General features: G+C 69.8%; 24 protein-coding genes. 14 read left to right on the forward strand and 10 right to left on the reverse strand.

The genetic code is table 11. The annotated features are described in order from the left end of the window. Positions 1-30: 30 nt before the first annotated feature. Entirely contained in the window at positions 31-474 is a 444-nt protein-coding gene (locus tag ACX80K_RS06560) for an Lrp/AsnC family transcriptional regulator (RefSeq protein ID WP_104180707.1), read from the reverse strand. A 241-nt stretch (positions 475-715) separates the two neighbouring features. Between ACX80K_RS06560 and pdhA the strand changes: the two genes are divergently transcribed. The 3 genes from pdhA to ACX80K_RS06575 are packed head-to-tail and all read left to right on the forward strand — an operon-like array spanning position 716 to position 4580. Further along, complete coding sequence (gene pdhA / locus ACX80K_RS06565) at positions 716-1876, forward strand: pyruvate dehydrogenase (acetyl-transferring) E1 component subunit alpha (RefSeq protein WP_459271382.1); 1161 nt, start codon at positions 716-718, stop codon at positions 1874-1876. Then, on the forward strand, positions 1873-2949 hold the full coding sequence (locus ACX80K_RS06570; protein WP_459271061.1) for an alpha-ketoacid dehydrogenase subunit beta: 1077 nt from the start codon (positions 1873-1875) through the stop codon (positions 2947-2949). The genes pdhA and ACX80K_RS06570 overlap by 4 nt, the downstream gene beginning before the upstream one ends. Beyond that, the gene (locus ACX80K_RS06575) at positions 2946-4580 is read left to right on the forward strand and encodes a dihydrolipoamide acetyltransferase family protein (RefSeq protein WP_459271062.1); all 1635 of its coding nucleotides are present in this window, start codon (positions 2946-2948) and stop codon (positions 4578-4580) included. Before ACX80K_RS06570 ends, ACX80K_RS06575 begins: the two co-directional genes overlap by 4 nt. Before the next feature lie 41 nt (positions 4581-4621). On the opposite strand, the gene ACX80K_RS06580 is transcribed toward ACX80K_RS06575, so the two are convergent. The 3 genes from ACX80K_RS06580 to ACX80K_RS06590 are packed head-to-tail and all read right to left on the reverse strand — an operon-like array spanning position 4622 to position 6856. After that, complete coding sequence (locus ACX80K_RS06580; protein ID WP_459271383.1) at positions 4622-5455, reverse strand: EamA family transporter; 834 nt, start codon at positions 5453-5455, stop codon at positions 4622-4624. Positions 5456-5505: 50 nt separating this feature from the next. Beyond that, a complete protein-coding gene (locus ACX80K_RS06585; RefSeq protein ID WP_459271063.1) occupies positions 5506-6258 on the reverse strand; it encodes a B3/B4 domain-containing protein in 753 nt (250 codons plus the stop codon). After that, a complete protein-coding gene (locus ACX80K_RS06590; protein ID WP_459271064.1) occupies positions 6251-6856 on the reverse strand; it encodes a helix-turn-helix domain-containing protein in 606 nt (201 codons plus the stop codon). The genes ACX80K_RS06585 and ACX80K_RS06590 overlap by 8 nt, the downstream gene beginning before the upstream one ends. A gap of 171 nt (positions 6857-7027) precedes the next feature. Here ACX80K_RS06590 and ACX80K_RS06595 point away from each other — a divergent pair, with 171 nt between their 5' ends. The 3 genes from ACX80K_RS06595 (at position 7028) to ACX80K_RS06605 (ending at position 11394) form a co-directional block, all read left to right on the forward strand. Beyond that, positions 7028-7510 carry a hypothetical protein gene (locus ACX80K_RS06595; RefSeq protein WP_459271065.1) on the forward strand — a complete coding sequence of 161 codons (483 nt, stop codon included), beginning with the start codon at positions 7028-7030 and terminating at the stop codon, positions 7508-7510. A 292-nt stretch (positions 7511-7802) separates the two neighbouring features. Continuing rightward, the gene (locus ACX80K_RS06600) at positions 7803-8573 is read left to right on the forward strand and encodes a CHRD domain-containing protein (RefSeq protein ID WP_459271066.1); all 771 of its coding nucleotides are present in this window, start codon (positions 7803-7805) and stop codon (positions 8571-8573) included. 295 nt (positions 8574-8868) lie between these two features. Beyond that, positions 8869-11394 carry an excinuclease ABC subunit UvrA gene (locus tag ACX80K_RS06605; protein WP_459271384.1) on the forward strand — a complete coding sequence of 842 codons (2526 nt, stop codon included), beginning with the start codon at positions 8869-8871 and terminating at the stop codon, positions 11392-11394. Positions 11395-11697: 303 nt separating this feature from the next. Here the strand turns inward: ACX80K_RS06605 and yczR are convergent, their stop codons facing one another. Further along, positions 11698-13107, reverse strand: coding sequence for a MocR-like transcription factor YczR (gene yczR / locus ACX80K_RS06610; RefSeq protein WP_459271067.1), 1410 nt, complete (start codon positions 13105-13107; stop codon positions 11698-11700). 61 nt (positions 13108-13168) lie between these two features. Here yczR and yczE point away from each other — a divergent pair, with 61 nt between their 5' ends. Together yczE and ACX80K_RS06620 are read left to right on the forward strand one after the other, a co-directional pair. Next, positions 13169-13786 (forward strand): membrane protein YczE, encoded by a 618-nt coding sequence (gene yczE, locus ACX80K_RS06615; protein ID WP_459271068.1) that lies wholly within the window; start codon positions 13169-13171, stop codon positions 13784-13786. 174 nt (positions 13787-13960) lie between these two features. Next, positions 13961-14821, forward strand: coding sequence for an MBL fold metallo-hydrolase (locus ACX80K_RS06620; RefSeq protein ID WP_459271069.1), 861 nt, complete (start codon positions 13961-13963; stop codon positions 14819-14821). Positions 14822-14923: 102 nt separating this feature from the next. Here ACX80K_RS06620 and ACX80K_RS06625 read toward each other — a convergent pair whose 3' ends face one another. Next, positions 14924-16207 (reverse strand): FAD-binding protein, encoded by a 1284-nt coding sequence (locus ACX80K_RS06625; RefSeq protein ID WP_459271070.1) that lies wholly within the window; start codon positions 16205-16207, stop codon positions 14924-14926. A 142-nt stretch (positions 16208-16349) separates the two neighbouring features. Here ACX80K_RS06625 and ACX80K_RS06630 point away from each other — a divergent pair, with 142 nt between their 5' ends. The 3 genes from ACX80K_RS06630 (at position 16350) to ACX80K_RS06640 (ending at position 20012) form a co-directional block, all read left to right on the forward strand. Then, positions 16350-17366, forward strand: coding sequence for a LacI family DNA-binding transcriptional regulator (locus tag ACX80K_RS06630; RefSeq protein WP_459271071.1), 1017 nt, complete (start codon positions 16350-16352; stop codon positions 17364-17366). 220 nt (positions 17367-17586) lie between these two features. Beyond that, complete coding sequence (gene arfA / locus ACX80K_RS06635; protein ID WP_459271072.1) at positions 17587-19098, forward strand: arabinosylfuranosidase ArfA; 1512 nt, start codon at positions 17587-17589, stop codon at positions 19096-19098. Next, positions 19095-20012: an aldose 1-epimerase family protein gene (locus ACX80K_RS06640; protein ID WP_459271073.1), complete on the forward strand. Its 918-nt coding sequence runs from the start codon at positions 19095-19097 to the stop codon at positions 20010-20012. Before arfA ends, ACX80K_RS06640 begins: the two co-directional genes overlap by 4 nt. 194 nt (positions 20013-20206) lie before the next feature. On the opposite strand, the gene ACX80K_RS06645 is transcribed toward ACX80K_RS06640, so the two are convergent. Beyond that, positions 20207-20809, reverse strand: coding sequence for a nucleoside/nucleotide kinase family protein (locus ACX80K_RS06645; protein ID WP_459271074.1), 603 nt, complete (start codon positions 20807-20809; stop codon positions 20207-20209). A 135-nt stretch (positions 20810-20944) separates the two neighbouring features. Between ACX80K_RS06645 and ACX80K_RS06650 the strand changes: the two genes are divergently transcribed. Next, positions 20945-21388 (forward strand): anthrone oxygenase family protein, encoded by a 444-nt coding sequence (locus ACX80K_RS06650; RefSeq protein ID WP_459271075.1) that lies wholly within the window; start codon positions 20945-20947, stop codon positions 21386-21388. Positions 21389-21474: 86 nt separating this feature from the next. Here the strand turns inward: ACX80K_RS06650 and ACX80K_RS06655 are convergent, their stop codons facing one another. From ACX80K_RS06655 to ACX80K_RS06665, 3 genes are all read right to left on the reverse strand, one after another. Next, positions 21475-22461, reverse strand: a complete 987-nt coding sequence (locus ACX80K_RS06655) for an NAD-dependent epimerase/dehydratase family protein (protein ID WP_459271076.1) — start codon at positions 22459-22461, stop codon at positions 21475-21477. Positions 22462-22492: 31 nt separating this feature from the next. Next, entirely contained in the window at positions 22493-22810 is a 318-nt protein-coding gene (locus ACX80K_RS06660) for a hypothetical protein (RefSeq protein WP_459271077.1), read from the reverse strand. A 163-nt stretch (positions 22811-22973) separates the two neighbouring features. Further along, positions 22974-23510, reverse strand: coding sequence for a GNAT family N-acetyltransferase (locus tag ACX80K_RS06665; protein ID WP_459271078.1), 537 nt, complete (start codon positions 23508-23510; stop codon positions 22974-22976). A 145-nt stretch (positions 23511-23655) separates the two neighbouring features. Here ACX80K_RS06665 and ACX80K_RS06670 point away from each other — a divergent pair, with 145 nt between their 5' ends. Both ACX80K_RS06670 and ACX80K_RS06675 read left to right on the forward strand, forming a co-directional pair. Beyond that, positions 23656-24063, forward strand: a complete 408-nt coding sequence (locus ACX80K_RS06670; protein WP_459271079.1) for a DUF1801 domain-containing protein — start codon at positions 23656-23658, stop codon at positions 24061-24063. Further along, positions 24060-24806, forward strand: a complete 747-nt coding sequence (locus tag ACX80K_RS06675; RefSeq protein WP_459271080.1) for a dienelactone hydrolase family protein — start codon at positions 24060-24062, stop codon at positions 24804-24806. Before ACX80K_RS06670 ends, ACX80K_RS06675 begins: the two co-directional genes overlap by 4 nt. Positions 24807-24819: the final 13 nt, after the last annotated feature.

Raw genomic sequence — 24819 nt, forward strand, 5'->3', positions numbered from 1 at the left:
GGGCCGTCCTTCCTGACAGGCGCTGGGCACTCAGCGCGTATCGAGGTCCTCGAAGACGAGGAAGGTCTGGGTGTCCAGGACCCCGGGCATCGACTGCAGCTGGTCGAAGATCACACGCCGCAGTCCGACGTTGTCCTCTGCCCGCACCAGGAGGATCACGTCGAAGTCCCCGCCGACGAGCGCGATGTGATGTACCTCCGGGACGTTCCGGAGCTTCTCGCGGAGCTCCCGCCAGGAGTGCTGCCGCACCTTCAGGGTCACGTAGGCGGACGATCGGAGGCCCGCCTTCGCCGGGTCGATGATCGCCGTGAAACGCGTCAGGACGCCGTCCTCGGTGAGCCGCGCGATGCGCGAATACGCATGGGCGCGGGAGATGTGCACCCGTTCGGCCACGGAGGTGACCGACTGTCGGCCGTCCCTCGTCAGCTCCGCGAGGATCTTCCGGTCGACGTCGTCGAGGGTTCCGTCTGCCACGTGTCCACGCTCCTTCGCGTAATCCAGCTCACACTGTCGATTCGTCCAGAGAATACCGTTGATCGATCGTCTTGATCCAGAATTCCATCAGTTCGTGGATACAAAAGAAGCCCGTTGACCATACTGGATCTACACAGCATCCAGCGTCGGAGCTACCGCTCCCGTTGGAAGAGGCGCCGCTCCTGCGGCCCGTGATGGAGGCGGAATGAGTACGGCAACGAATGAGGGTCGCGGAAGCCTGATGGGCGGAGCACCGGGTGGGACGCCGTCGGCGGCGCACGCCCTGCTTCCCTCGGTGGAGCCCGTGCAACTGGTGGACCCGGACGGGCGATCCCACTCCGATGAGCGCTACCCCCTCCCGGACGGCGGGCGGCTGCTGGGCGCCTACGGCCGCCTGATCACGGGACGCCGGATCAACGACCAGGCAAACGCCCTCGTCCGGCAGGGCCGCCTCGCGGTCTACCCGTCCTCGCACGGGCAGGAGGCATGCCAGGTCGCTGCCGCCGTCGTCCTCGATGAGGAGGACTGGCTGTTCCCCACCTACCGCGATACCGTCGCCGTCATCACGCGCGGTGTCGACCCCCTCGAGGTGCTGACGCTGCTGCGGGGCGACTGGCACGCAGGCTACGACCCGTACGAGCACCGCGTCGCGACGCAGGCCACGCCGCTCGCCACGCAGCTGCTGCACGCCGTGGGCGTCGCCCATGCGGCGAAGTTGCGCGGCGAGCCCACGGTGGTCCTGGCGATGTGCGGTGACGGTGCGACGAGCGAGGGCGACTTCCACGAGGCACTGAACTTCGCCGCCGTGTTCCACGTCCCCGTGGTCTTCTTCGTCCAGAACAACGAGTTCGCGATCTCCGTACCCCTGAAGAACCAGACCGTGGCACCCTCGCTGGCACACAAGGCCATCGGCTACGGCATGCCCGGCGAGCGGGTGGACGGCAACGACCTCGCCGCACTCCTCGCCGTGCTCGGTGCCGCCGTGGACAGGGCGCGCGACGGCGGCGGGCCCTCGCTCATCGAGGCGCACACCTACCGGATGCAGGCGCACACCAACGCCGACGACGCCACGCGCTACCGCTCCGCCGACGACGTCGAGCGCTGGGTACCCAGGGATCCGATCGTGCGGATGCGTGCCTACCTGCGCGCGCTGGATCTGCTGACGGAGGAGGGCGAGCAGAAACTCGCCGACGAAGCGGACGCGGTCGCCGCGGCGATCCGCAAGGGACTCAACACGGAGGTCGAGGTGAACCCGGCAGAGCTCTTCGAGTACGTGTACACGGAAAAGACGTCGCAGCTGCGCGAGCAGGCGGCGTTGCTGCGCGAGGAACTGGCGCGGGATGCGGACGCTGCAGCAGCGTCCGGGACCGCGGGCGATGCGACGGAGGGGAATCAGCGATGACGCAGACCACGGAAGCGCCGGCGCCGGGTATCACCGGACGGCCGGACGCCCGAGCCCTCGCGCCCCGGGCGACGACGTTCGCGAAAGCACTCAATGCAGCCCTCGCTGACGCGATGGAGGCCGACGCCTCCGTCCTGATGTTCGGCGAGGACGTCGGACCCCTGGGCGGGGTCTTCCGCATCACCGACGGCCTGACCGCCCGCTTCGGCGAGGAGCGCTGCTTCGACACGCCGCTCGCGGAGGCCGGCATCGTGGGCATGGCCGTGGGCATGGCGATGAACGGCATGAAGCCCGTCGTCGAGATGCAGTTCGACGCGTTCGCCTACCCGGCCTTCGAGCAGGTGGTCAGCCACGTCGCGAAGATGCCGAACCGTACGAAGGGCAAGGTGCGCCTGCCGATCGTCATCCGCATCCCGTATGCGGGCGGGATCGGCGGTGTCGAGCACCACTGCGACTCGTCCGAGGCCTACTACGCCCACACGCCGGGCCTCACGGTGCTCGCCCCCGCCACGGTCCGCGACGCCTACTTCATGCTGCGCGAGGCCATCGCGTCCCCCGACCCGGTGGTGTTCCTCGAGCCGAAGAAGCTGTACTGGTCCAAGGAGGAGGTGGACCTCGCCGAGCTCCGCAGGACCTTCGACGACGGCCAGGCTCCGCGCCGGATCGGGCGGGCCGTCGTCGCACGCCCGGGCACCGACGCGACCCTCATCAGCTACGGGCCGTCCGTCCCGACGGCGCTCGCCGCGGCTGCAGCGGCGGCCGAGGAGGGGCGCTCGATCGAGGTCATCGACCTCCGATCCATCGTCCCGTTCGACGACGAGACCGTCTGTGCGAGCGTCTGCCGGACGGGGCGTGCCGTCGTCGTCGCGGAAGCTCCCGGCTTCGCGTCGGTGGCCTCCGAGATCGTGGCCCGCGTGCAGGAGCGCTGCTTCCACTCGCTCGCCGCGCCCGTGCTCCGCGTGACCGGCTTCGACATCCCGTACCCGTCACCCAAGCTCGAGCACTTCTACCTGCCGAGCGTCGACCGTATCCTCGACGCCGTCGACAGCCTCCAGTGGGAGGACGGATCGTGAGCGCGCCGACCATCGGTTCGGGCCTGCTCGTCTTCGCCCTGCCCGATCTCGGTGAGGGTCTGACCGAGGCGGAGCTCGTCTCCTGGCTCGTCGCCGAGGGCGATACCGTCGCCGTCGACCAGCCCGTCGCCGAGGTGGAGACCGCCAAGTCCGTCGTCGAGGTTCCGTCGCCCTTCGCCGGCACCGTCGCCGTGCTGCATGGTCGGCCCGGCGAGGTGCTCGACGTCGGAGCGCCGTTCCTGTCGGTCCGGCCGGACGGGGTGGCGGCCCCACCGGCAGCACCTGCAGGCGACGGCGCGTCGATCCCCGCTACTCCGGAGGTGCCGCAGGGGGATCCGGTCCCCTCGGTCGCTGCTGCGGCATCGGCGATGCGCGAGGACGCCGGAGTGCCGACCGCGGCGACGCAGGACGGCGAACCCGTCGCGAGCGAGGGCTCCGGCAACGTCCTGATCGGCTACGGCACGCCCGGCGGGCTCACGGGTGGACGACGGCGTCCGCGCCGTGCAGTCGCGACACGCCTCACGGAGGCGGCGTCCGGCAGCCCGGCGGGAGTACCCGTCGTCCCGAGTCCCACCCCGGCTTCTGCTCCGTCCCCGACTGCGGCGCCTGCTCCTCCTTCCAGCGGTGCCGCGACCGGGGCTGTGTCCACGGGTCCGGCCGGCGCTGCCGCACCCCTGTGCGTCTCGCCGCTCGTGCGCAAGCTGGCCCGCGACCACGGTGTACGTCTCGGCGACCTCCGCGGATCCGGTGAGAAGGGGCTGATCCTCCGCCGTGACGTCGACGAGGCGATCGCCGCCCGCGCCCAGGAGACCTCCGCCGTCGACACTCTCGACATACTCGACACCGTCGACACCGCTGCCCGGTCGGTCCTGCAGACTGCGGGAACGCCGGGGGACGCTCAGGAGCGGGACTCGCGTTCGGGACTTGCGGTCCTCGATCGGACGCCGCTGCGCGGAGTCCGTCGGACGATCGCCGAGGCGATGTCCCGCAGTCGGCGCGAGATCCCCGAAGCGACGGTCTGGGTGGACGTCGACGTGACGGCCCTCATGGATCTGCGGGAGGGCATGAAGCGGAGGACGCCCGACGCCGTCCCCGGCATCCTGTCCTTCGTGGCCCGTTTCGTCGTCGCCGGTCTGGCCCGGTATCCCGAACTCAACAGCAGGATCGTGACACGCGAGGACGGCAGCCAGGAACTCGTGCGTGTCGAGGGCGTCAATCTCGGCATCGCTGCGCAGACGGAGCGCGGCCTCGTCGTACCCAGCGTCCGACGCGCGGACACGATGTCTGCCCGCCGGCTCGATGCCGAGATCCGCCGGCTGGCGGCCCTCGCCCGCGAGGGCAAGGCGACGCCGTCCGACCTGTCCTCGGGAACGTTCACCCTGAACAACTACGGGGTGTTCGGCGTGGACGGCAGCGCGGCGATCATCAACTACCCCGAGTCCGCCATCCTCGGCATGGGGCGGATCATCGACCGTCCGTGGGTGGTCGACGGACAGCTCGCGGTGCGCAAGGTCACCGAGCTGACGCTCGCGTTCGACCACCGCGTCTGCGACGGCGGCACCGCCGGTGGGTTCCTGCGGTTCGTCGCCGACGCGATGGAGAACCCAGGGACCATGCTCGCCGACCTCTAACCGACCAGGGACTCCTCGGAGGGTCGGCCGTCCGGCAGCGCCTACCCGGAGCCGGACGTACCGGCGAGGGGCGCCGCTCGCGACCTGCGGCCGCCCTTCCTCTGGGCTGCTGCACCGGCGATGACCACGAGGAGGATCCCGAGGACCTGGAGGGCGGACGGTTGCTGGTGGAGGACGACCAGCCCGAGCAGGAGACCCAGTGCGGGCTCCAGTGCCATGAGGGTCCCGAAGGCGGCAGCAGTCATCCGCCGTAGCGCCAGCATCTCGAGTGCGAACGGCAGGACGGGCAGCAGGAGGGCCAGGCCCGCGGCAGCGACGAGGACGGGAACGGTCACATGACCGACCGCCTGGGGGATCCCGACGACGGCGGCAGTGAGGGCGGCGACGGGAATGGTCAGGGACAGCGCCGAGATCCCGGTGAAACGGTCACCGATGCGCTGCGTGAGCAGGATGTAGACCGCCCACCCCACCGCGGCGAGCCCCGCGTACACGACGCCCGGCAGGTTCACCTCGCCGTGCCACGGTTCGGTGAGGAGGACGACGCCGCACAGTGCGAGGCCCGGCCAGACGAGCGCGCGCGGGGAGTGGCTGCGGAGTGCGGCGACCGTGAGCGGACCGAGGAATTCGATGGCGACGGCGGTGCCGAGCGGGATGTGCTGGAGCGCCGAGAGGAAGCCGATCGTCACGAGCCCCGTGGTGACACCGAGCCCCAGCAGCACCGGCACATCGGTCCTCCGCACCCGCGAGAGCGGCGGTCGGGCGATGATCAGGAAGATCACGGCTCCCATCGTCAGCCTCAGCCAGGCGGTACCGGCAGCACCGACCTCCCCGATGAGGTCCACCGAGAGCGCCGAGCCCAGCTGAACGGAGACCATCGCGGTCACGGCGAGCGCCCAGGGCGGCACCGCACGCCCTGCCGACGACGTCACGGCGTGCCTCCGCTACCTGCCGACGGATCGCTGTCGCTCCGGAGAAGACGGCGGGCGACGGCGACGTCGGGCCCCAGGCGCAACAGGTGAGCCGTGAGGTCGTCGGCAGCTGCGGCGAGATCGTCGTCGGAGAGGGGTGCGAGGGCGTCGAGGATGAAGAGTGCCGTCGTCGTGGCATCGGTGAGCTGCGTGCGGCGGCCCTGCCGCCAGTTCCAGCGGCGGCACGTCACCCCCGCATCGTCGCACCAGACGACCTCCCCGGGCTCGGGGTGTTCGAGGACGGCCTCCCCGTTGCTCGACGTGTCGAACGGTTCCCGTCCTGTGGCCCGGACGAGGGCGGGTGCCCCGCGGTACTGCGCGAGGTCCTCGCCGCCGAGCGGTACCTGATGCAGCACCGAGACGGCGTTGTAGATGTCGGTCAGTCGGTTCACGCGGGGCAGCCCGGACGGCGCGCGCCGCAGAAGCGCCTCGAGACTGTTGCGTGTGCGGTTCGGCTTGGCGCCGAAGGCCTGATAGGCCCCGCGCCATGCCGCGACGGACGGGACGTCGGTCACCGGTCGGTCGGCGAGCAGCGCTCCTGCCGAAGCCTCGGCCGCCAGCAGCAGGGCCTCGCTCCCCGGATCGCTCGGACCCGGTACGAGCCCGTCGACGGCGAGCAGCAGCGCACGGTAGTCGGGGCGCAGGGCGAAGACGCCCTCGTCCACCCGGGCGGTGGCGAGGACGGCGTCCAGTCGAGCTGTGTCATGCATGGGACATCTCCTTCTGGGGACCGGACCCCGCTGCAGGCTCGAAGACCGCGAGCGTGAACCGGGCTGATGCCGAACCGTGGTTCGCGTAGGAATGCGCTACATCCCCCGAGAACGTCATCGCGTCTCCCTCCGCCAGCGAGGTGGCGTCACCGGCGACGACCACCGTGACCGTGCCGAGCTGCACGTGGAGGAGCTCCTTCGTGCCGGCCGCATGGGCCTCGCTCGTGTGCTGCTCACCGGGTTCCAGGGTCCAGTTCCACAGCTCCACGACGTCCGGCGACTGTGTGCCGGCGACGAGGATCCCCCGACCCCCGAGTGCTCCTGTCCACAGTGCGGCGCCGTCGCCGTTGCGCGTGACCGACACCGACCGGGACTGCGGGGGCTCGACCAGTGCGGGAAGCCCGACGCCGAGGGCATCGCTGATCCTCAGCAGTGTCCCCACGCTCGGGTTCGCAGCTCCCTGCTCCACGTTGACGATCATGCGCCGGCTCACGCCGGCTGCGTCCGCGAGCTGATCCAGCGTCCACCGCCGACCCTGCCGCTCGGACTTCACCCGTTCCCCGATCACCGAGGCAAGCAATGATGCGTTGTCTTCCATAAGTGCATCATAATGCACTTCCAGTGCATCATTTTTACTACCTGCAAACTCACCGGGTATCTCCTGTGCGGAGGCAGGGAGTCGGGTTGCGGTCGGGCAACGGTGGTTCCCCCGGCGCGACGGGTCTGCCTACGGTCGAAGTGGAAATGTCAGCGCTACCGGAGGACCACGATGCATACGAAGCCGACCAGAACCACCAGCCGACCAGGACGCAGGAGGATCACGACGGCGGGGGCGGGCGGGCTCGTCGCAGCGGCGATGCTGGTACTGACGGGCTGTGCCACGGGAGGCGAGGACAACTGGAACTCGACGGCGGTCGGGGACGACAAGAGCGTGGGAGAGGTGGATCTGCGGAGCGTGCTGCTCGTCACCCGCGACGAGGGGGAGCCTGCGCGGATCCTGGGCACCCTCGAGAACAACGGCGACCAGGCCGTCGACATCACGATCAGCGACAGCGATGAGGAGACGACGCTGACCATACCCGCGCAGGGCAGCGTGCCCCTGGACTCCGTCGACACGGTGCTGCGGACGGCCGGGGACGCGCCGGGTGCGCGCACCACCCTGACCGCCACCACCGATGCGGGCGACGTCGACCTCCTCGTGCCCGTCGTCGACGGGACTCTCGACCCGTACCAGCCCTACCTGCCCGGCTGAGCTCCCGCTTGCCCGTCGGGCGGCCGGTGCTCGGAAGGACGCCGGTCTTCTGGAGGGCGTGTCGGGGTGCTCCGAGCGGGAGCTCAGGAATTGTAAAGACACCTGTCCGGAACGGCAACCGCTGTCACGAGCAGCGGGGGCAGGGGGAGGATGGGGAACGAGGAAGCTGCGCCGCGGGATCTTGATCAGGATCTGCTCGCTGGGATGTGGACGTTCGCGACGAAGCGCTCGAGTACCACCTCACGCGGGTTCGGCCCCGGGCCCGTCCTAACCAGTGAAGGATACAGATCTCATGAACAAGATGCGCCTTCTCGCAGTGCCAGCCCTCGCCCTCGGCGCCGTCGCTCTGGCCGGGTCTCCGGCGATGGCCGCCGATGGCAGCTACTCGTCCACCCTCGGCCAGCTCAACGGCACGACGGGCACCGGCACCGTCACCCTCGACGTCGTCGGGGACCAGGCCACGATCAACCTGCAGGTATCCGGCCTCGCCCAGACGTTCCAGGGGGCGCCCTACCCCCACGTCCAGCACATCCATGGCGGAGCGGCCGGCGTCTGCCCGACTCCCGCCAACGACACGAACGCCGACGGCATCATCAGCGTCACCGAGAGCGCCCCCAGTTACGGTGGCATCCTCGCGACGGTCACGACGTCGGGTCCGACGAGCCCTGCCGAGGCGTTGAACCTCCAGCTCGGCGGGCAGGGCGGCAACTACGCCATCCAGCGCACCTTCACCGTCGACGCGGCCACCCTGGCGGAACTGGAAGCGGGCAGGGCGGTCTTCAACGTGCACGGACTGGATCCCGCCACCACCCCGTCGACGCCGGAGGCGTTCAACGCCCCCAGCGATCTGGATCCGGCGCTTCCCCTGGGCGCGACGTCGCCCGCACTCTGCGGGACCCTCGTCAAGTCCCAGATGGGCGCGACGCCGTCCGGTGGAGCCGACACGGGTGCCACTGTGGAGGCCTCCAGCCCGTTCGGCATGATCGCCCTCGGCGGAGGCCTCGTGCTGGCGGCAGCGGCCGGCGGCACGTACGCGGTCCGTCGGAGCCACGCGAAGGCCTGACCGCATCCGTTCCGGGTCCGGCGGTGCGCGGGATCCGGGAGCACGGGAGCACGGGAGCACAGGTCCCGGTAGCAGGTAGCAGGTAGCAGGTAGCCGGGCGTAGGAACCGGTAGCCGGGAGCAAGAACCGGGAGCCGGGACCGGGAGCCGGGACCGGGAGCAGGAACCGGACGGCGACCGTCGGGCGCATCTTCGGGTGTGCGCGGCGGTCGCCGTCCTGTCTCCGGGTGGGACGCCCGCCGCTCGTATCCCCCTCGCGCCCCGGCGACCGTAGGGTGGGGTTGGTGATCGAAGCGATGAACAACGCCCCCCATGACGCGAGCATCCGCGACGGTTTCGTCCGGGTGCGCGGTGCCAGTGAGAACAACCTGCGCGGCGTGGACGTCGACTGTCCCCGCGACGCCGTCGTCGCCTTCACGGGCGTCTCCGGTTCCGGGAAGTCCTCGCTGGCGTTCGGCACCATCTACGCCGAGGCCCAGCGCCGGTACCTCGAATCCGTGGCGCCCTACGCGCGCAGGCTCATCCAGCAGGGCCACACACCCCACGTCGGATCCATCACGGGCCTTCCACCCGCGGTCGCGCTGCAGCAGCGCCGTGGCACGCCGAGCGTACGCTCGACCGTCGGCACCTTGACCACGCTCTCGAACTCGCTCCGGATGCTGTACTCGCGTGCCGGGACATACCCTGCGGATGCTGCAGGGAGGCTCGAATCCGATGCCTTCTCGCCCAACACGGCCGCCGGCGCGTGCCCCCGCTGCCACGGACTCGGCGTGGCCCGCGACGTCACGGAACAGACACTCGTTCCGGACCCGACCCTGACGATCCGCGAAGGTGCGATCGCCGCCTGGCCCGGTGCCTGGCAGGGCAAGAACCTCCGCGATGTCGTCAGCGAGCTGGGCCACGACATCGACGTCCCGTGGCGTGAGCTCCCTGAGGAGGCGCGGATGTGGCTCCTGTTCACCGAGGAGCAGCCCGTCGTCCAGGTCACGCCGCAGCGGGACCGCGTGGCCAAGCCCTACAAGGGCCGGTTCTGGAGCGCGAAGAGCTACGTGATGCACACGCTCAACGACTCGCAGAGCCAGCAGATGCGCGACCGGGTACTGCCGTTCGTGGAATCCGGACCCTGCGGATCGTGCGGTGGCAGCGGGCTGCGGCCCAAAGCACTCGCCGTGACGTTCGGCGGGCTCTCCATAGCGGAGACGAACGCGCTGCCGCTCGAGGACCTGACGGCACACCTGGCACCTGCGGCAGCGCTCGAGCACCCCACCGCGGCGCACAGGTCCTCCAGCTCGGGCGAGGGCACCGAGGTCTCCGTCACCATCAGCAAGGATCTCGTCCAGCGGCTCGCCGTCCTGGTGGATTTGGGACTGGGATATCTCAGCCTCAGCCGGGCGACGCCCACCCTCTCGCCCGGGGAGATGCAGCGCCTGCGGATCGCCACGCAGCTCCGCTCAGGCCTGTTCGGCGTGGTCTACGTACTCGACGAACCGTCCGCGGGGCTGCATCCGGCCGATGTCGAGCCACTTCTGGCCGTCCTCGAAGCACTCAAGGACGCAGGGAACTCCGTTTTCGTGGTGGAGCACAACATGGACGTCGTCCGGCGGTCGGACTGGATCGTCGACGTCGGTCCTGCCGCGGGGGAGGGTGGCGGCACCATCGTCTACAGCGGTCCCGCCGAAGGGCTCGCCGACGTCCGCGGGTCGGCGACCGCCCCCTTCCTCGCCCGGAATGCACCGGCAGGAGCCGGGCGGGCCGACCCGCGGGAGCCGGCCGGATGGCTGCGGCTCGAGGGCATCCACCGCCACAATCTGCAGGGGCTCGACGCCGACTTCCCGGTGGGGGTCCTGACCGCCGTGACGGGTGTCTCCGGCTCGGGCAAGTCGACGCTGGTGGGCAAGGTGCTCGCCGAGGCCGTGGGTGCACAGGTGCGCGACGAGACGCCGGATGACGGCGAAGCGGGCGACGACGGCGATGCCTCCGCCACCGTCGTCGGGCGCCTCCGCGGGCTCGAGGACATCGACCGCCTGGTCAGCGTCGACCAGAAGCCGATCGGACGGACGCCGCGTTCGAACCTCGCCACCTACACGGGGCTCTTCGATGCGGTGCGGAAGGCCTTCGCGGCGACCCCCGCGGCGACGGCTGAGGGCTTCGGAGCGGGCCGGTTCTCCTTCAACGTGCAGGGCGGCCGGTGCGAGACGTGCCAGGGCGAGGGCTTCGTATCCGTGGAACTCCTGTTCCTGCCCGGGAGCTACGGACCCTGCCCCGCATGCCACGGCGCGCGCTACAACGAGGAGACACTCACGGTCACGCTCAGGGGGCGCACCATCGCCGACGTCCTCCGGATGACCGTCGACGACGCCGCGCTGTTCTTCGCGGATCTCCCCGGGGTCGCCCGTTCCCTCGCGACGCTCCGCGAGGTAGGGCTGGGCTACCTGCGGCTGGGCCAGCCGGCCACCGAACTGTCGGGAGGCGAGGCGCAGCGCATCAAACTCGCGACAGAACTGCAGCGCGCCCGCCGCGGACACACCCTCTACCTGCTCGACGAGCCGACCACCGGCCTGCACCCCGCGGACGTCGTCCTGCTCCTCGCCCAGTTGCGCAAGCTCGTGGAGGCCGGCAACACGGTGATCGTCGTCGAGCACACCATGGCGGTCGTCGCGGCGGCAGACTGGGTGATCGATCTCGGGCCCGGCGGTGGTTCGGCGGGCGGGAGCATCGTCGCGACGGGCACCCCGCAGGACGTCGCAGCGCTCGACGACGGCACGAGTGTCACGTCCCGTTACCTCGCAGCCCATCTTCAGGGCGGCCGCCCGGCGGCGTGACGATGTCCGGAGGGAGACCTGACGGCGACTCGGGCGGTCCCCCTCGGGGCCGATCCAGGGTCGGATCGGCGGCTCCGGACCAGCAGCGCTGGACGAGCGGGTTGGACGGGCGGGTTGGACGAGAGGTGATGCACCAGCGGGTTCGGGTCAGCGGGTTGGACGAGATGGGCTGGACCAGCGGGTTCGGGTCAGCGGGTTGGACGAGAGGTGATGCACCAGCGGGTTCGGGTCAGCGGGTCCTTCCCGTGGACCTGCGCCGCGGGGCTGCACCGCCGGGCTGCACCGCCGGGCTGCACCGCCGGGCTACACGAGCGCCGGCGCGAAGTCGCTGCGGCCGGGTGCCCGTTGGTCGAGGGACCGCCACGCGGACGCGAGGATCCCGACAGCGAGGCGCGTGTCCTCGAGGGGATAGCTGAACGGGACCCGCAGGAAGCGCTCGAACACGCCGTCCATCCCGAAGCGCGGGCCGGCGCCCAGCAGCAGGCCTCGGTCCCGGGCCGCGAGGGCCAGCTGGGAGCTCACCGGTGCGCCGAGATTCACCCAGGTGCAGAGGCCGCCCGCGACGTGCGGGACCTCCCACCCCGGCAGTGCCTCCTGGAGGAGGTCCTCGAGCTGGCCCCGCCCCGCCGCCAGCTGCCTCGCGCGGAACCGCAGCAGCTCGTCGTAGCTGTCGAGCAGCTCGAGGGCGATGAGCTGCTCGAGGATGGGTGTCCCGAGGTCCTGGGCGTACCGGGACTGGACGAGCCTGTGGATCAGGCCCTCGTCCGCCCGGATCCAGCCGATCCGCAGCCCGCCCCACACCGTCTTGCCCATCGAACCGATCAGGACCGCCGGTCCGAAGGCCGCAAGGGGTGGCTGGGCGTCACCGTCGATCCTCAGTTCGGCCATCGTCTCGTCCGCAACGACGACGGTGCCCTGCCGCCCTGCCGCAGCCATCAGCCGCGCACGCTGGCCCACCGGCATGACGGCGCCGGTCGGGTTGTGGAAGTCCGGCATGACGTAGGCCAGTGCGGGGCGTCCGCGCCGGAGGGCCTGCTCGAGGCCGTCGTCGTCCCAGCCCTGTGCGGCGTCGACGGACACGGGCAGCAGACGGCGGCCGGCCGAGTGGAGGGCCTCGTAGGCGTGCGGGTAGCTCGGTGCCTCGACGAGTGCGGTGCCGCCGGGGCTCAGGAGCAACCGTGCCAGGAGTGAAATCGCGTGCTGGGCGCCGAGGGTGACCATGATCTGACCGGATGTCGTGGGCACGCCGCGCGCCGAGTACCTGTCGGCGAGGGCCTGCCGCAAGCGGGGGAGACCGAGCGGGTCGTAGCCGTTGCCGTTCAGGTAGGCCGGCAGCTCACGGGCCGCCTTCGCAGCAGCCTCACCCACCTGGGGTGCTGCGGGCAGGGCGGCCTTGCTGAGGTCGAGGACGACGCCGTCCCCGTCGTCGAGGGTCGGCATGCCCCGTCCCGGCATGGCGACGACGCTGCCCGAGCCGCGTGTGCTCTCCAGATAACCCGCCGACCTCAGGCGGGCGTACGCGGCGGCGACCATGGTCCTGCTGACGCCGAGCTGCGCCGCGAGCTCACGTTCGGCGGGGAGGCGGGTACCCAGCGGGATCCGCCCGTCGAGGGTGAGCAGCCTGATGCGGTCCGCCAGGGCTCCGTAGGCGGGCCCCGACGTGCGCCAGGCGCCGAGCTCCAGGGCGAGACGACGGGCAGGAAGAACGATCATGAAGCCACGATGACACAATTGGCATCTTGAAGTAAGTCCAATCAGCCGATCTACTGGAGGTATGACCTTCCTCGGTGCCCGGCGCGGCCTCCAGCTCCTGATCGGCCTCTTCCTCTACGGGTTCTCGCTCGCGATGATGATCCGCGCGACGCTCGGTGTGTCGCCGTGGGATGTCCTCAGTCAGGGCGGTTCGCTGCAGACCGGCATCCCGTTCGGCTTCATGACCAACATCATCGGACTGATCGTCCTGCTGCTCTGGATACCGCTCCGGCAGCGGCCGGGGATCGGTACCGTGCTCAACGTCCTCCTGGTGGGACCGAGTGCGGAGGTGGGGCTGGCGATCCTGAACGAGCCGGCGCCGCTGTGGGCGCGGATCCTGCTGTTCACGGGAGGGCTCGTGCTGCTCGCGGTCGCCAGCGGGCTCTACATCGGCGCCCGTCTCGGCCCGGGCCCGCGCGACGGCCTCATGACCGGTATCCATGCCCGGTCCGGTCTGCCGATCTGGCTCGTGCGGACAGCGATCGAGGGGACCGTCCTGCTGCTCGGCTGGCTGCTGGGCGGAACGGTCGGCCTCGGTACCGTGGCCTTCGCGCTCCTCATCGGCCCCCTGATCAACCTCGCGCTGCCGATCTTCCGGGTGCCCGAGCGTCCCCGCCCGACACCGGTCGTCGTCGCCTGACCGGAGGCCGGTCCGGGCAGGACGACGACGAACACGCTCGTCCCGTCCGGCGGGGGAACCCGGACCGGGCGACGGACCTCGACGCCCGCCGGCCCGCAGCCACGCGCCGCGAGCGGCCCGGATCCGGTCCGGGCCGACCTAGACTGGAACCCCTGCCGCCAGCGAGAGGAACCCATGACCACCGACGTCCCCAGTGCCGAGATCCGCAGCCCCTGGCGCGAGCTCGGGCCGGGCATCTACGTGCTGCGGACCGGGTCCCGGCTGAACGTCGGACTGGTCGTCGGCACGGAGAAGGCCCTGGTCGTGGACACCGGAGCCGGTCCCGTCGGTGCCGCCGAGGTGTACTCCCACGTCCGTGACGTCACCGGGCTCCCGCTGATCGTCGTCAACACGCACGCCCACGCCGACCACTTCTTCGGGAACAGCTACTTCGCCGCACAGCGTGTCGAGGAGTTCTGGGCGACGTCGCGGTGCAGTGCTGTCCAGGCCGAGAACGGCGAGGAACAGCGGTCCCTGGTCGCCGCCGTCGAGCCCGCCATGGCAGCGGGCGACGGCGCGCACGCGAGCATCCTCCCCGCCAATCGGCTGGTGGAGGGCAAGCCGGTGGACCTCGACCTCGGCGGTATGTCGGTGACCCTGTTCCACCTCGGCCAGGGCCACACCGATCACGACCTCCTGGTCGGTGCAGGCAACGTCCTCTTCACCGGGGACCTCGTGGAGGAGGGCGCCGATCCGGTCTTCGAGGACTCGTTCCCCACCGACTGGGTGCGGACGCTCGGCAAGATGGTGGCACTCGAGGACCTGTACGACGTCTTCGTGCCCGGCCACGGCCGGCCGGTCGGGGTCGAGGAGGTCATCACGCAGATGAACAAGATGCGCAGCGCCGTCCGGGTCACCCGGACGGCGATGGACGAGGCCTCCATGGACGTGACGAAAGCCATCCCGATCCTGCCGTACGGTCCGGAGCAGTCGCGGGCATTGCTGATCCGCCTGCGCACTCTCGCGCACTGGAAATGGCTGAACCGCAAGCACTAGCACGTGTTCCGGCGCCCACCGTGTGATGTCGGTCGGTCCACCGCTGGCGTCGCGCCGGCTGCCGCCTTCCTGCCCCTGACGACGATCGCCGACTGGTCCAACTCAGGCGCGTCCGGCGGACTCCCCGAAGACGACCCGGTCGAGGAAGGCGTTGCGGAACTTGCCCTCGGGATCCATGCGCGCGGCAAGCGACCGGAAATCCTCGAAACGGGGGTAGAGCGGCGCAAGCTGCGAGGCGTCCGCTGCGAACAGCTTGCCCCAGTGCGGACGGGCGGCGAACGGTGCCAGGGCGGACTCGAGCTCCGGCAGGAGGATCTCGACCTCGGTCTGCAGGGGCTTCCACGTGAAGTGGAGTCCGATGCCGTCGCGCCCGTAGTTGTTGCTGAGCCACAGCTCGTCGGCCGCCATCGAACGCACCTCGGACACCTGGAGCAGGGGCGAGATGCGGGGAGCGAGGTCCCGCATGGCGTTGATCGCCGCGACGGCATGCTCCCGGCCCACGAGGTACTCGGTCTGCAGTTCGTCGCCATTGCTGGGGGTGAAGGCGAGACGGAAGTGCGCCAGGCGGTCCGACCACGGCCCCGGGACGCCGAGCTGCTGCGTGCAGTGATCCGCGGCGACCCCCGGGACCGGATGGTAGGCGCGGTCCGCCGGCGTCCCGCCGTAGAACTCACCCGGGACGGTGACGCCACTGTCGGTGCGGCTCTTGAGCCAGGCCTGGACGATGGTGTCGCCCGACCAGTCGGTGAACAGGCTGACGCTGTAGGCGGAGGAGGTCGCGGCGTCGTAGTCCGCCAGGACCGCGTCCCACGGCACGTCCGTGAAGACATCCTGGCGCACGTCGAAGGACGGCTCGATGCGCAGAGTCACACGATGGACGACGCCGAGTGCGCCGAGGCCCACCACCATGCCGTCGAAGTCGTCGTCGCCCTTCCTCACCGTGAGCACATCACCCGACGCGGTGACGATCTCCAGCCCGACGACGGCGGTGGCAAGGTTCCCGTTCGTGTTCCCCGAGCCGTGGGTGGCCGTCGCGATGGCACCGCCGACCGAGATGTGGGGGAGAGACGCCAGGTTGTGCAGGGCGAAGCCGCTGCGCTGCAGGTGTGCTGCGAGGACCCCGTACCGGACACCCGCGCTCACGGTGACGGTGAGTGCGGCCTCGTCGATGTCGACGCCGGGATCGAGGACGTCGAGCGAGATGAGCGTCTCCGGGCTGTCGGCGATGTCGTTGAACGAATGCCGCGAACCGAGCGCGCCGGCCCGCGTGGCTCCGGCCACGGCGCGCTGGAGGTCGGCGAGCGACGTCGGGTGTTCGATGGTCCGCGCGCGGTACTCGTAGTTGCCCGCCCAGTTGAGCCGGTCCCGTACCTGTTCCTCGATCATGGTGGTCCTTGTCTGGCCGGAGTCGCGGCAGGAAAGCTGCTGCAGCAATCCATCCGATGGCATGCCAGCTCATCCTACAACGTTGTAGACTCACCTCACGCGTGACGTACCGGGCATCACGGGAGGACCCTAGGGGGGCGGCATGGCGGCCACACTCAAGGACGTCGCGCTGGCGGCAGGTGTGTCCATCAAGACCGTCTCGAACGTCATCAACGACTACGAGCACATCCGTGCCGAGACGAAACAGCGGGTCATGGCAGCCATCTCGGAACTCGGCTACAGCCCCAATCTCTCCGCCCGGAGCCTGCGCTCGGGCAGGACCGGCGTGATCGGCCTCGCCGTCCCCGAACTGTCGCTGAGCTACTTCGCGGAACTGGCCGACTCGATCATCAAGGCTGCCGGGCGGCGAGGACTCAAGGTCCTGATCGAGCAGACCGGCGGTGATCGCGATCGCGAACTGGAGATCCTCTCGAGTCCCCGGCTCCAGATGACCGACGGCCTGCTGTTCAGCCCGCTCGGTATGTCCAACGAGGACGCCCATCACCTCAACGTGAACTTCCCGCTCGTCCTGCTGGGGGAGCGCATCTTCGGCGGGCCCACCGACCATGTGACCATGAGCAACGTCGAGTCCGCGCGGGCGGCGACAACGCACCTGCTGTCCAAGGGCCGGCGTCGCATCGCGGTCGTCGGGGGACATCAGGGCGAGGTCATCGGTTCGGCGGGGCTTCGGCTGCGCGGCTACCGGCAGGCGCTCGACGAGGCGGGTATCCCCTTCGATCCCGCCCTGGTGGCTCATACGACCCTCTGGCACCGGGCCAACGGTGCCACTTCCATGCGCGAGCTGCTCGGGTCCGGGGTGGCATTCGACGCCGTGTTCGGCATGAACGACACCCTGGCCCTCGGTGCCATGCGCGTGCTCCAGGAGGCGGGCCGGAAGATCCCGGACGACGTCGCCGTCATCGGCTTCGACGATCTCGACGAGGGCAGGTACTCGTTGCCCACGCTGTCCACCATCGATCCGGGCCGGACCGAGATCGCCGACACCGCCGTGCTCGTCCTCCAGGAGCGCATCTCCGGGCGGAGGGCCGACCTGCCACCGCAAGAGTTCGAGACGCGCTTCCAGGTGATCGAACGCGAGTCCTCGGCGCTGCCGGCATGACGCTCCCGTGGTCCGAGAACCTCTTTCCGATCGCTTGACACCGATGCCGGTCACCGACATGCTTCGTCTACCTTCAACGATGTAAACCGCGGGATCGGGACCTTGCCGGGAAAATCCTATCCCGCGGAAGCACCGGCAGGACGGGTCGGTACCGTGCGCTTTCGAGCAGCGCCCCCGCCCCTCGTCGCCGCCGGACAGGATCCGCAGAGAGAGTAGCCCCATGCAGACTGCACGACTCACGCTCGACCCCCACTTCACGGTCGGCCGGATCAACCGCAACATCTTCGGCGGTTTCGTCGAGCACCTCGGCCGCCACGTCTACGACGGCATCCACGAGCCCGGTCATGCCACGGCCGACGACGACGGTTTCCGCAGGGACGTGATCGACCTCGTCCGGGAGCTGGGTGTCTCGACCATCCGCTATCCCGGGGGCAACTTCGTGTCCGGCTTCCGGTGGGAGGACAGTGTCGGTCCCCGCGAGCAGCGTCCCAGGCGGCTGGATCTCGCCTGGCACTCGACCGAGACCAACCAGGTGGGCCTGCACGAGTTCGCCTCGTGGCTCGGGAAGGTCGGCAGTGACCTCATGCTCGCGGTGAACCTCGGGACGCGCGGGACTTCCGAGGCCCTCGATCTGCTCGAGTACTCGAACCTCCCGAAGGGCACGGCCCTCGCCGAGGCCCGCATGGCCAATGGCCGCCCCGATCCCTTCGGCGTGAAGATCTGGTGCCTCGGCAACGAGATGGACGGCTGGTGGCAGCTCGGCCACCGTTCGGCGGACGACTACGGCAAGCTCGCGGCCCGGACGGCGAAGGCCATGCGCCAGCTCGACCCGTCCATCGAGCTCGTGGTGTGCGGTTCCTCCAGCGCCCACATGCCGACCTTCGGCGAATGGGAGCGCGTGGTCCTGTCGCACACCTACGACGACGTCGACTACATCTCCTGCCATGCCTACTACGAGGAGAAGGACGGCGATCTCGCCTCGTTCCTCGCCTCCGCCGTCGACATGGACCACTTCATCGAGTCCGTCGTCGCGACGGCCGACCATGTGAAGGCCGTCCGCGGGAGCTCGAAGACCATCAACATCTCGTTCGACGAGTGGAACGTCTGGTACCTCAGCCGTTTCGAGGACGTCGAGAAGATCCAGGGCCTCGACAACTGGCCCGAGGCCCCGCGCCTGCTCGAGGACCACTACTCGGTGGCGGATGCCGTCGTCGTCGGGAACCTCCTGATCTCGCTGCTCAGGCATGCCGATCGCGTCACGTCGGCCTCGCTCGCGCAGCTCGTCAACGTCATCGCGCCGATCATGACGGAGCCGGGCGGACCTGCATGGCGCCAGACCACGTTCTTCCCCTTCGCCCTCACCTCCGCGCTCGCCCGGGGTTCGGTGCTCGAGCTCAGGCTCGACGTCGGGACCTACGCGACCAGTCGGTACGGTGTCGTCCCGCTCGTCGACGCAGTCGCCACGCACGACGACGCCACAGGAGTCACCGCGGTGTTCCTCGTCAACCGCTCCCGGACCGAGGAGATGACGGTGACCATCGACGTGGCAGCACTCGACGGCTTCGACCGGGTGGATGCGCAGTCGCTGTACGATACGGACGTGTATGCCAAGAACACCCTTGAGGAGCCCGAGCGCGTGACGATGAAGCCCAACACCTCCGCGATGCTGGACGGGGGCGTCGTCACCATCACGCTTCCCGCCGTGTCCTGGACCGCCGTCAGCCTCGCATGAACCAGTCGGATCCTTCTGAATACAGGATCGAGGGTGGCGGCTACACGGCGGTGGTCCTCGGTCTCGGTGCCGCAGTCCGCGAACTCACGTACGAGGGACGCGCGCTCGTCGTGGGATTCGGTGCCGACGAGGAGATGCCCAACTTCCGGGGCGCCTTCGTGGCACCGTGGCCCAACCGCGTCGAGGACGGCCGCTACTCGTTCGACGGCGTGGCCTACGAACTGCCCGTCAACGAACCCGAGCGTGGAACGGCTCTGCACGGGCTCGTCTTCGACATCCCCTGGACCCTCGTGGACCGCACCGCCTCCGCCGTGACCCTGGCCTGCACCATCGCACCGACCGACGCCTACCCGTTCGAACTGGCCCTCGAGGTCCGGTTCGGTGTCGGCGACGAGGGCTTCAGGACTGATGTGGCGGCGGTCAACACCGGGACCCGGCGTGCACCCTACGGCGTCTGCCCCCACCCGTACCTCGTGGGCGGATCCTCGCCCCTGGACGAGTGGGTGCTCGAACTTCCCGCTTCGACGGTCCTGACCGTCACCCCCGATCGCCTGTTGCCCGTGGCGAAGAAGCCCGTAGCCGGGACGCCCTTCGACTTCCGGTCCGCACATCCCCTCGCGGACGTGCAGATCGATCACGCGTTCACGGACCTCGCCCGGGACGCCTCGGGCAGGGCTGTCGTCCGCGTCACCGATCCAGCACACGGGACCGGGACCACGATGAGCTGGGACGAGAGCTGCCCGTGGGTGCAGATCCACACGGCCGATCTTCCGCACAAGCTCGAGGACACGCGCCTCGGGCTTGCCGTCGAACCCATGACCTGCCCGCCCGGAGCGTTCATCACGGGCGAGGACCTCGTGGTGCTCGAGCCCGGTGCCACGCATCGCACCGGTTGGACGATCGCAGCCCTCTGAGGGGGGACGGCTTGGGGCCACGGTCCCGGATACCACGGACTTCCGGGACGCCGAGGTCTACCGGGATGTCGCTGATCGCCGGGGGGTGCGTGAGCCGCCGGGTCGGAGGTTCCGTAGCCGCCGGGCCAGAGGTGGGTGAGCCGCCGGGTCGGGGGTGCGTGAGCCGCCGTCTCGGAGGCTCCGCAACCGCAGGGTCAGAGGTACGTGAGCTGCCGGTCGCCTGCGGGAACGTCGTTCCAGCCGCTCAGGGAGAGCAGGTCGGCGGTGATCGACTCTCGCGGGCCGGCCGCCTGCACGATACGGAACGTCGGGTAGGCCGGAAGGCGCTGGTACGCCGACTGCAGTGCCTCGAGCCCGGACGAGGTTTCGTGGTCCGAGGCGCGCCGGTTCACCCGTTCGAGGGCGACGTCGACCGGCAGTTCGAAGTGGGCGACGACGTCGGGGGCCGGCAGGACGCGCTGCAGCCACGGCAGGACGACGCCGCGCGGGAGCCCGCGTGCCTCGCGCAGCGCGAACTGGCAGTCGAGTCCGCGATCGAGGATGGCGACGCCGTCGAACCGGAACAGGCGTACCTCGTTCAGGAGGACATTGGCCACACGGGTCACGGTTTCCAGGAGGTCCAGCAGCCTCGGTCCGGGTGCCCAGCCCAGTGCGTGCCACCAGCCGGACATGGTCCGCCGCCCGGCCGGGTTCTTCAGCACGAGAGCGGTGCCGCCCCTCTCGGTGATCGCGCGAGCGAGATCATGGGTTGCCGTGCTCTTGCCGGAGCCGTCGATGCCGGTCAGGAGGATGCGCACGGGGTGAGCCTTTCGAGGAGGTGTATCTCTTTCCAACGGGACGCGCCCGTATCCCGTTCCCGGGCGGCGCAGCGGCAGCAGTTCACGCAGCGGTAGTCTCTGGTCGGGTACACCGCTGCCGAGGGGGACGAAGCCATGCCTGACACGATCATCACTGCGGCCGCCGCAGGCTGCCTCATGGCCGCGGGTGTCTATTTCGCCTTCGCCGTGATGGTGATGCCTGCCCTGCTACCGGACGCGCGGACCGGGATGGCGGTCATGCGAGCAGTAAACCGCCGGGCCGTGCGCCCGCCCTTCATGATCCTCTTCGTCGGGACGACCGTCCTCTGCCTCGTGGTGCTGGTGCTCGGCATCGTCGGACGCGACCTCCTCGCAGGGTTGGGTGCTGCGGGTTATCTGGCGAGTGTGGCGATCACCATCGTCGGCAACGTCCCCCTGAACGACGCACTCGACCGAGCAACGGTCGACGACGACGGCTCATGGGCGGCCTTCCGCGGTCCGTGGTCGCGGCTGAACCTGGTCCGGGCACTGGTGTCGGCGCTCGGTGGTGTCCTCCTGCTGGGATGTCTGCTGACCTGATCTGACGTGGCCTGCGGCGTGCTGCGCAGCGTTCGTCGGTCCGTGGTCGTGGCTGGACCTGGAGAACGAGCCGGGCAGCCGTGTCGTCAGTGCGCGGGAAGGGTCGCCAGGAGTTCCAGCTCTTCAGCGCGGGTGAGCCCTGCCCTGCGGTCCCGCTCGAGCCCGCGAGCACGTTCGTCGTCGAGCGTGTCCTCGAGTGTGTCCCGGACATCCCTGAGTGTGCCGCCCGCTGCCCGGAAGGCCGCATTGCTGCGTCGGCAGAACCCCGTGAAATCCTCGGGCAGCCAGAGGGGCAGCGACCTCGGCCCGGCCCAGTACGCCACGCCCTGGTCGGCCAGCCACTCCGGTGTCGCCTCTGCCAGCCCGCCCGTATGCCCTGCAACCGATCGCGCCCCGGCCAGGACGTCACCGAATGCATGGACATCACCGACGGCGTTGACAGCCCCGACCGTTCCCCCCAGGCCCGCCCTGATGATCCAGGCGGTGAGATCGCGTACATCGATGACCTGCACGTACCGGTCGGCGAGGGTCGGTACGAGGACGTCCCCGTCGCCGGCGAGGGCGCAGCGCGAGACCCAGTAACCGAAGCGGTCGCTGCCGTCGCCGGGCCCGCCGATCAGGCCGGCACGGACGGTCAGGAGGCGGTCCGCGAGCACGGCGGCAGAGGCCTGCTCGCAGAGCACTTTGGCCCGTGCGTAGTCGTCTGCTGCTCCATCCGTCGCCACGTCCACCAGCGCCGCGTCCTCGGCCGCGCCGGGCTCGTCGTTGGAGGCGTACACGGAGCACGAGGAGATGAGCGTCCAGTGCCCTGCCCGTGCTGCGAGGGCTTCGAGCGCACCGGCGACATGGTCGATGTTCCAGGAGATCTCGACGACCTCGTCCCAGTCGATGCCGCTGACGTCGTCGTACGCGCCGGGCTCCGAACGGTCGACGGCGACGAAACCGGCACCGTGCGGAGGAGGCCCGGCGCTGCCCCGGGCGAGGCAGGTGACGTCATGACCACCCGCGACGAACCGGGTGGCCAGTTTCCGGCCGAGCCAGGCGGTGCCACCGAGGATCAGGATGCGACTCATGCACCCACTCAACAGGAAGGAGCCGGTCCTGTCACCGCTCGCGCTGCCGGGGACTGTCCGACGTCTCCGGAGTGCGCGATGATGCGACCACGCGTGCCGCGAGCAGTCGAGCCTCGCGCAGCCGTTCCGGGGAGCAGGAGCCCACGGGAGGCATCGAGAACTCGGCCGTCCCGCCGTCGTCGGAGTGCCAGGTGTGGGTGTCCCCGCCGCGATGGAAGCACGGAAGCGCGAGCACGACGCCGCCGACGGCGATCAGGAGGAGGGGGAAGCCCCGGGCGCCGGCGAACAGGCCGAGGATCCCGAGGGAGATGCTGAGCATGCCGATTGGTACAAGGAGTCTTGTGGTCATCACACGTCCGTCGTCGTTGACTGATTGTGGTGGCACCGATAGTACTCCCGGCAAGCCGGTATGCCCCGCCCGGCCGTGTCAGGTCGAGGGGCTGTCGCCGGTCCAGCGGAGGAGTACCCGCCGCCCGCACCGCCGCGATGTACGCGGACCGGAGGGCGACCGGTCAGGTCAGGATGCGCTGGAACAGCAGATGGTCCTGCCAGGAGCCGGCGATGCGAAGGTACGACGGGGCCGTACCGATGAGCGTGAAGCCGGCCCGGTCCAGCACCGCCCTCGAAGGGATGTTCCCCGGTAGCACCGACGCCTGGACGCGGTGCAGCTCCACCTCGTCCCGCGCGTACCGCAGCGCTGCCCCGACGGCGGCCGAGCACACGCCACGGCCCTGGAGGCGGGAGTCCACCCAGTAGCCGATGTGCGCGTTGAGGAAGGGTCCGCGGACGATGCCCGTGAGGGTGATGGTGCCGACGATACGATCCTCCGACGTCAGGACCCATGGGACGTCGGTGCCCGCTGCGAGGCCTTCGAGGCTGCCGGCGATCCGGTCCGCCTGGCCCGCAGGGGTGAAGAAGGCGTCGTCGCGCGACGGCTCCCAGGGCTCCAGATGCCGCCGGTTCTCCCGGTAGGCCTGCGCAAGCGCGTCCGGATCGGCTGCGGTGAGCAGCCGCATGCCGACTCGGGACGGCAGGGTGGGAGGCGACACCGGGCAACAGTAGCGGACGTGCGCTGCAGGGATTCGGCCGACACGGGGAGGGGCGTATCCGCCCGGGGCTGAGACGCCCCCGCCTTCCGTGCCGACGGTGTACACCGCCCTTCCGAACGTCCTCATCCGCTGGCACACTGTCCCCATGGCAGGAGTGCCGGACACCCGGGTCGACGACTACATCGCAGCGTTGCCGTCGTGGCAGCAGGACGTCTGCCGCACGGTGCGTCGCCTCGTGCACGAGGCGGATCCCGAGGTGCAGGAAACGATCAAGCGCACCCGGCAGCCCTACTTCGTCCTCGAGGGCAACGTCTGCGCGTTGCTCGCCACGAAGGACCACGTCAACGTCTTCCTCTACGACGGCGGACTGGCCCCCGATCCGCAGGGCATCATCACGGGCGGTACCTCCAACTCCACGGGACGCACGGTCGCGCTGTACGAGGACGGGCCGTTCGACGAGGACGCACTGCGCGAGATCTTAAGGGCGATCATCGCCGACAACCGGGCAGGTGGTTGGCGCAGCATCAAGAAGCGTGCAAGCCTAGGCGGATGAGCCAGGTCGAGGACATCGCCATGCCTACGGGCACCCTCTCCGCCTACGTGGCACGTCCGGAGGGACCGGTGAAGGGCGGCCTCGTCCTCGTCCACGAGGTGTGGGGACTCGTCGGTCACACACGGGACGTCGCGGATCGTTTCGCGCGGGAAGGCTATGTCGTCGTCGCCCCGGACCTGCTCACCGACCAGGGCATCACCGAGGAGAACACCGCCGGCATCGGAGAGGCCATCGCCGGCCCGGACGAAGCGGCGCGCAACGAGGCACAGCCGAAACTCCGGGCGCTCCTCGCGCCCTTGCGGAATCCCGAGTTCGGGGCGCTCACCACACAGCGGGTGCGGGCGTGCTTCGACGTCCTGTACGACGACGCCGAGGTCGCCGGGCGCGTGGGCATCACCGGATTCTGTTTCGGCGGGACCTACAGTTTCTCTCTCGCCGTCCACGAGCCGCGCCTGATGGCATGCGTACCCTTCTACGGTCATGCCTCGTTCTCCGACGAGGAACTGGCCCGGATCCAGGCACCCGTCCTCGCCTTCTACGGCCAGGACGACGGCGCGCTCATCACGGCGTTGCCGGCGCTCGAGGCAGCGATGGGTGCGGCGGGTGTCGACTTCACGCCCAAGGTCTACCCGGCGGCCGGCCATGCCTTCTTCAACGACTCCAATCGCTTCGCGTATCGGCCCGGGCCCGCTGATGACGCATGGAACCTGACCCTGGAGTTCCTCGCGCGGCATGTCGCCTGACACCGCCTGATGT

It is taken from the genome of Arthrobacter sorbitolis, assembly GCF_054510995.1.